Annotated in this window: 8 protein-coding genes; 3 read left to right on the forward strand and 5 right to left on the reverse strand. The window is 57.8% G+C overall.

Annotated elements, in window-relative coordinates; genetic code table 11:
* Positions 1–87: 87 nt before the first annotated feature.
* From KR51_RS13035 to KR51_RS13050, 4 genes are read right to left on the reverse strand one after another with little or no spacing between them, the layout of a single operon-like run.
* Positions 88–669: a DUF4178 domain-containing protein gene (locus tag KR51_RS13035; protein WP_022608461.1), complete on the reverse strand. Its 582-nt coding sequence runs from the start codon at positions 667–669 to the stop codon at positions 88–90.
* A gap of 27 nt (positions 670–696) precedes the next feature.
* Positions 697–2,208: a polyamine aminopropyltransferase gene (locus KR51_RS13040; protein WP_022608463.1), complete on the reverse strand. Its 1,512-nt coding sequence runs from the start codon at positions 2,206–2,208 to the stop codon at positions 697–699.
* A complete protein-coding gene (locus KR51_RS13045) occupies positions 2,205–2,450 on the reverse strand; it encodes a hypothetical protein (protein WP_022608465.1) in 246 nt (81 codons plus the stop codon). The genes KR51_RS13040 and KR51_RS13045 overlap by 4 nt, the downstream gene beginning before the upstream one ends.
* 29 nt (positions 2,451–2,479) lie before the next feature.
* Positions 2,480–3,448: a hypothetical protein gene (locus tag KR51_RS13050; protein WP_156915110.1), complete on the reverse strand. Its 969-nt coding sequence runs from the start codon at positions 3,446–3,448 to the stop codon at positions 2,480–2,482.
* A 104-nt stretch (positions 3,449–3,552) separates the two neighbouring features.
* Here KR51_RS13050 and KR51_RS13055 point away from each other — a divergent pair, with 104 nt between their 5' ends.
* The 3 genes from KR51_RS13055 (at position 3,553) to KR51_RS20300 (ending at position 4,494) form a co-directional block, all read left to right on the forward strand.
* Positions 3,553–3,798 carry a DUF350 domain-containing protein gene (locus KR51_RS13055; RefSeq protein WP_198016785.1) on the forward strand — a complete coding sequence of 82 codons (246 nt, stop codon included), beginning with the start codon at positions 3,553–3,555 and terminating at the stop codon, positions 3,796–3,798.
* A 7-nt stretch (positions 3,799–3,805) separates the two neighbouring features.
* Positions 3,806–4,075 carry a hypothetical protein gene (locus tag KR51_RS19815; RefSeq protein ID WP_156915111.1) on the forward strand — a complete coding sequence of 90 codons (270 nt, stop codon included), beginning with the start codon at positions 3,806–3,808 and terminating at the stop codon, positions 4,073–4,075.
* A gap of 251 nt (positions 4,076–4,326) precedes the next feature.
* On the forward strand, positions 4,327–4,494 hold the full coding sequence (locus tag KR51_RS20300) for a hypothetical protein (protein WP_198016786.1): 168 nt from the start codon (positions 4,327–4,329) through the stop codon (positions 4,492–4,494).
* Positions 4,495–4,618: 124 nt separating this feature from the next.
* On the opposite strand, the gene KR51_RS13070 is transcribed toward KR51_RS20300, so the two are convergent.
* On the reverse strand, positions 4,619–5,440 hold the full coding sequence (locus KR51_RS13070) for a hypothetical protein (protein ID WP_022608474.1): 822 nt from the start codon (positions 5,438–5,440) through the stop codon (positions 4,619–4,621).
* Positions 5,441–5,849: the final 409 nt, after the last annotated feature.

The raw sequence follows: 5,849 nt of genomic DNA on the forward strand, positions 1-5,849 counted from the left end.
GGGCTCGCGCCTCCAAAGTTTGCAAGCGACTGGCTTCTGGGCGATCGCGTCCTATAAGCGCGTAGAGCTCGATGATACCGAGCGTTCTTATCCCGGCCGGTATAAGCTCTCGCCCTCACCCGGCAATAGCCGCAGGGACTCTAGCGATAGGGACTCGCCATAGGTGACTTCCCACGTACTGCCCCAGCGTTCGATCGCCAAAACCTTATCCTCCGGACCTTCGTAGTCGTAATAGTGGCAGCGCTCGGCATCGCGATCGCGCGTGTTTCCCGTGCGCGTCATCGTTGCCGTTCCCGATTCCACCAGTCGGTAGCGATCGCCTTGAAAGTCGAGTTGGGGCGGGGGCGGGTTACTGACGTCGAGTTCTTTGGTCGGATAAGAAAGGCTTATTTCAAGGACGTCATCTTCTTCGACGGCCAGCCACGCGATGCGATCGGCATCCAGGAGCATATATTCGAGCCACGTGTACCCGCCGTCCTCGTAAGTCAAAATCCCCTCAACTGCCCAGAAGGTCCCCATGTGGTCGACGATGTCGCCGATCTGCAAATTGAACGGGTTGCGTTCGGACCGATTGGGGCGGCGGCGGCCGCGCCGCTTGGAGGCGAACCATACAATTGCCAAAACAAATCCGGTGACGAGCAAGATCGCAACAAAAATGGGGAGCGGCACGGTAACCTCCTAGTCGGTTTCTAAGGTTTAACGGTACGCAGACCAGCGGGGATCGACTTGATAGCGCACGATCGTCGGACGCGAGAGTCGGTTGATCTCCACCGCACCCGGCGCGAAATCTCCCGGTAGCGCGAATAGGCTCGGCAGTAGCTCCGGCGTCAGAAAGCGGGTTGCCACCGGCAGCGTCCAGCGAGCGGGATCGACCGTTTGCCGTCCGGCGAGGACGAATCCCCAGGGACCGAAGCTCGGTACCGTTGTTTGATAGGGGTGCACTGGCAACCCCGCCGACTCCAACGTCGCTGCAATACAGGCAATCACCCGCGGGACGAAAAACGGACTCGATGCTTGCGTCACGAGCACGCCATCCGGTGCCAGCAACCCGCGCAGTCGCAAATAGAACCCCCGCGTGTAGAGCTTTGCTAGCACGTCGCGGTCGGGATCGGGAAAATCGGCAACGATCGCGTCAAATTGTTCCGAGAGGTCGCCAGTAACCTCGAAGGCGTCACCATAGTGAATCTCCACCCGGCGATCGCGCAAGCTATCTGCGTTCAGTCGCCGCAACACCGGATAGGTCCGCGCCAGCTCCACCACCGCCGGATCTAGCTCCACGAGTACCACGCGTTCGACCGGCCATTTCAGCACCTCTCGTAATGCCAGCCCGTCCCCCGCACCCAGTACCAAAACTCGTCGCGGTGTCTCGACCGCGCTCAATGCTGGATGCACGAGCGCTTCGTGGTAGCGATACTCGTCGAGGGTGGAAAATTGCAAATCCCCGTCTAGGAAGAGCCGCACGTCGCGACCCCGACGGGTCAGCACGATGCGCTGATATGCCGACTGCTCGCGATAAATCACTGGGGCGTCGTAAAGATTGTCTTCGAGGCGATCGCCGATCGGTCCTGCCGCGGCTGCAACTGCCCACAGCAGCACCGTTACCAGTAAGCCCCAGCGCCGCCAATATTTGAGCGGCGGAAACTGCTGAGCGATCGCCACCACCATCAAAGCGGGCAGCGAGCCAATGAATGCGGCTGCCGAGAATAACCCAAACACGGGTAATAATACGAGGGGAAATGCCAGCGACCCGAACAGCGCCCCCACATAATCGAGTGCTAGTACGCTGGCCAGTGCTTCGCGCGAGCTGGCATCATGCTCCATTGCCCGCGTCAGCAACGGCACCTCCATTCCAGCCAGGGTTCCCAGCAAAGCCGCGGACAATCCCAGTCCCAGCCAGAGAGAACTCCCCGCTACGAATAACGCGAACAAGCCGAGCGGCAGCAGTGCTGCCAAGGGAGCCGTCAGTAACTCGATTTGTACGAAGCGCACCAGCAACCGGTCTTCGCGCAATGCCACGAACTGACTGAGGTACGAACCGAGCCCCATGGCGGCAAGAAAGCCGCCAACTGCGATGCCATAGGCTAGTGCTTGATTGCCGACCAGGTAACTCGCCAGCGTTCCCAACAACAACTCTGCGGCCAGTCCGACTGCCGATGAGACTGCTGCTGCCAATAGCAAAAGCCTTTGCTGGCGTGCTGCAAACCTCACTTGCCCGAGCCGGGACCGCCGCCCGTAAAGTTACCCGTGCTTCGCCGCACCGGAATCGGATCCCAGCGCTGCCGAGTCCCATAGCGTCCGTAGTAGTAGCCCGACGGACGCGTGTCGTGGCGAGGCCAGTAAACGCGCTGGCGCTGCTGTCCTAGATGAAATGCAGCGGGTTGAGTGTAGGCGTTAGCGACCGCGAAGATTGCGGCACTCAAACCAAGCACGGCTAACACTTTCGGAATCACAGCTGCTCTCCTGCGGACATTTTTCCATCTCAGTTTTCAACAAATGCCACGCGGGCTTTGCCGCGGGTACGCACGCCTTCGGTCACAACAAGGTGTGTGCGATCGATGGGTCCATCCGGCTCGACCTCCACGGAGACACCATAGCTGTTACGTTCCGCGATCGTCAGGAAAAACAACGCCGCCCCCATGGCGCCATCGATCTCGCCGTCGTTGTGGCGAAACTTCAGCCGTATTTCTTGCGAATCGCGATACAGCGTCTGGCCTTGGCTGTTACTAACGCGCAACCGCACTTTCAAGGTCGGCGGCGAGGTTTCGTCGGAGAGCACGATCGCCAGCACCCGAAGCATTATGTTCTCGCCGCCCAGAATAGCGCGGCCGGCAGCGTCACTGTCCGGGTTGACGGCCTCGATGACCCTGCGGCCGCTGGTAAGCGTCTGAAACCAAGTTGCACCAGCAAAGAATAGCGACACGAACAGTCCGCCCCACAAAAAACGCCCGTCTATCGCGCCCGAGCGCACCCGTACCGCGAAGTCAATGGGCTGCTGGAGCGATTGCGGCGATGCGCCGGTGCGGACGTCGCCGCGCTCGAGGACAGAAATGACTAGGGTGAGTTCCCGGGACTGGCGCGACCTCAAATCAAGCCCTGCTTGCAGGTCCGGATCGCGTCCGGAAATCGATTCGCTCCACGCTCCCTTCACCGCCGATGCGACAACCTTGCCGGTAGCATCGAGCGCCTGAATTTCAAACACCGCCCACTCGTTGCGGCCGAGCAGTGCTCGCACGTCAATCCGCAGCGCGCCGATTGTCTGAGGCTCAACTAGAACCGGACCGAGGATTGCCGGTTCGCTGCCCGAGGCGCGCACGCGCCGCTCTAACTCCATCCGCGACGTAAAGAAACTGCCAATACCTGCCACGGCAATCAGCGCGATTGCTCCAAATGCCAAATAGAGAGATGGTTCCGAGAAGCGGTAAGTCTCCTGGACGCGACTAGCAGGCACGATCAACCCTCTCGACAACATTGTCATTCAAACACGTCATCCAACCACGCGTCAGGGAATTTTGGCTGGAACCGAATCTAGTCGGTCCGCGACGGAGCTGCTGTATGGTGGAGGTACTTTGGCAAACGGTATTAGTGCCCATGCTCGACGTCCTCGCACGCGTTGCAGCCACCATCGGCTGGACTGCGGTCGGTGTAGTTCTACTCTACGGAGGCGTTCGCCTTTATGACTATCTCGACCCCATCGATTACAGTGCCGAGATTCGCAAAGGCAACCTTGCTGCCGGACTCAAGCTATCCGCTCTCGTGCTCGGTCTGACCGCCATTATCATCGCAGTATTGATTACTTAGAACCCCAGTGCTCGGAGGCCGATCCTGGCGGCAGAGACTGCAAGCGGTCGGGCGATCGCGATCGAACCCTCGCCTATGGCAACCGATCGCGTGCGCTGAAGGACTATCGGCAATGTTGCCCGGCAATGTGGTTGCTTGCGTTCCGACCCTTGGCGATCGCCGCGCTCAATTGACGACATTGTCCCTGCCAACCGAGCGATTAGGGACAGGGCGAGGTGACGAGCCAGCTTTTGAGCTGCGATCGCAGCCCGGCACAGCATATCAAGACTTCTGCTAGTGACTCGCTCCACGACCGTTAACGTTCGGCAGTTCTCTGGGCAGTCCTCTGGAAGGTATGGCTCCCGAAAAATCATTGCCCTCGGGCGAGCGCCAACTTTCTGTTGGTATGTTGCAAGATCTTAAGCTGCCGCAGCGATCGTGCTATGGCTCGTGATAACCTCTGAAACTGTAATAGCTGTTATGCAATTCTCTGAAGAGGGCAAGGTGTCAGATCGGCAACCGCTAGATTCAACTGAATTTCGGGAGTGCATGGGCGATTACGTTTCGCAACTGCAGCTCCACATGACCTTGAATGCACGCAAACTCGTGCCAACGCTCACTCAGGCTCGTGACAGCCGCGAGCAGATGTTATACGACACGCAGGCAACAGCAGAGAAGTTTATCTCCCGCCAACAGCGGTCGACGTTTCAGCCCTAAAGCTTGTTGTAATTACTCGGCCTGAAACTCCTTGGCTTCCGGGGTTTGTATCCGAACTCAAATTCCCAGGCTTGCTCAAGATTTGCAGGTAGTAAAGTATTATTTATCCGCCCGCTTCGCAACATTAGGGCGTGTAGCCAGTTTCCCGTAAAAAGTCATTTAGCTCGGCAAAGAACTCGGCACGATCGCCTTTCTGATAGGCCGCGCGGACTTGCTGCCAGCCGTCAGCACCTTCATTTAGAGAATGTTTGTCAGCGAGGTATGCAGCTAGCGCTCCCTTCACTTCTCCACCGCCGGAGCGAGCGCTGGAGTAACGTTCCCAGTTCTGGGCGGCGCTACTGTAAATTGCCGCTGGGAATTTGCGCGTAACGTCCACCATTGCCCCAGCACGCAACTGCCAGATTTGTAGTGGAAAACTCGAGCCAGCAAAGCTAGCAAAGCGGTAGGCAAAGCGATCGTCGGCGCTATCGAACTCGGCAATCCCGTCACCATCGAGGTCGCGCAAGTTGTAGCCCACGCTTCCCCAATCGTGCACGAGCGCAATGTATTCCGATTGCGCGTTGTTATAGCTGTAAATTTGCGAATACGTACAGCAGTGCGCTCCCCCTGTATACAGATCGACGACGATCTCGGGCTCGCCGTCGCCATTGAGGTCGCGAACGGGCAATCCACCTTCAATGAAGTTTGCGAGCGGACGATGGACGAGGCTGCCGCGCGGAACGTCGGCATCGAGTAATACTATCCCGTCGCGCAAGACGCGCAAACGCAGATCGAGCGTCTCGGTATCGGCATCGCGATAGGAGAGCTCGACGCGCAGGCCATCGCGGATGACGGTAATCCTTTCGGCTGCTGCTGAGTAGTCAGACAGTGCAAAGCAATCCAACACGATCGCCATTGCGAGTGCGTACCCGAGCCGATTCAGGGTTTGAGGCTTGCTTTGCATCATTTAGTCGTACACCTTTGCTTTGGTGCAAAACCAATCATAGCAATCCCTTCCAACTGCCACAGGTAACGCCGCTATTAGCGCGGAGCTACTCAATGGTGGGATGAAGCGCTCGAACCACCATTCTGAACGCACGAGAGATGAAAGGCCAAGACTGCCACTCCAAGCAGATCCCCGAGCTCGGATACCGCTGTGGCAAGCAAAATATCCTGTACAAACTGAAACCGCCCATTCGTCAAGTTCTAATCCCTGCGGGGCACCCTCCCGAGATCCGGTGGGACTGTCCTAGCCTGGAATATTCACAAAGATTTTGATGAAGCCTCAAACCCTTGCAATTGAAGAGGCTCCAATCTATTTAGGGTTTGCTGAAAAAGTCCACAAAACGAATTTAGGAGGCAGAGAGCTTATGGAA

Source organism: Rubidibacter lacunae KORDI 51-2 (genome assembly GCF_000473895.1).
Lineage (GTDB): Bacteria > Cyanobacteriota > Cyanobacteriia > Cyanobacteriales > Rubidibacteraceae > Rubidibacter > Rubidibacter lacunae.

Coding starts and splice junctions, on each gene's coding strand:
- KR51_RS13070 (WP_022608474.1), bottom strand. CDS start 5,440: ATGATGCAAAGCAAGCCTCAAACCCTGAATCGGCTCGGGTACGCACTC.
- KR51_RS20300 (WP_198016786.1), top strand. CDS start 4,327: ATGGGCGATTACGTTTCGCAACTGCAGCTCCACATGACCTTGAATGCA.
- KR51_RS13055 (WP_198016785.1), top strand. CDS start 3,553: ATGGTGGAGGTACTTTGGCAAACGGTATTAGTGCCCATGCTCGACGTC.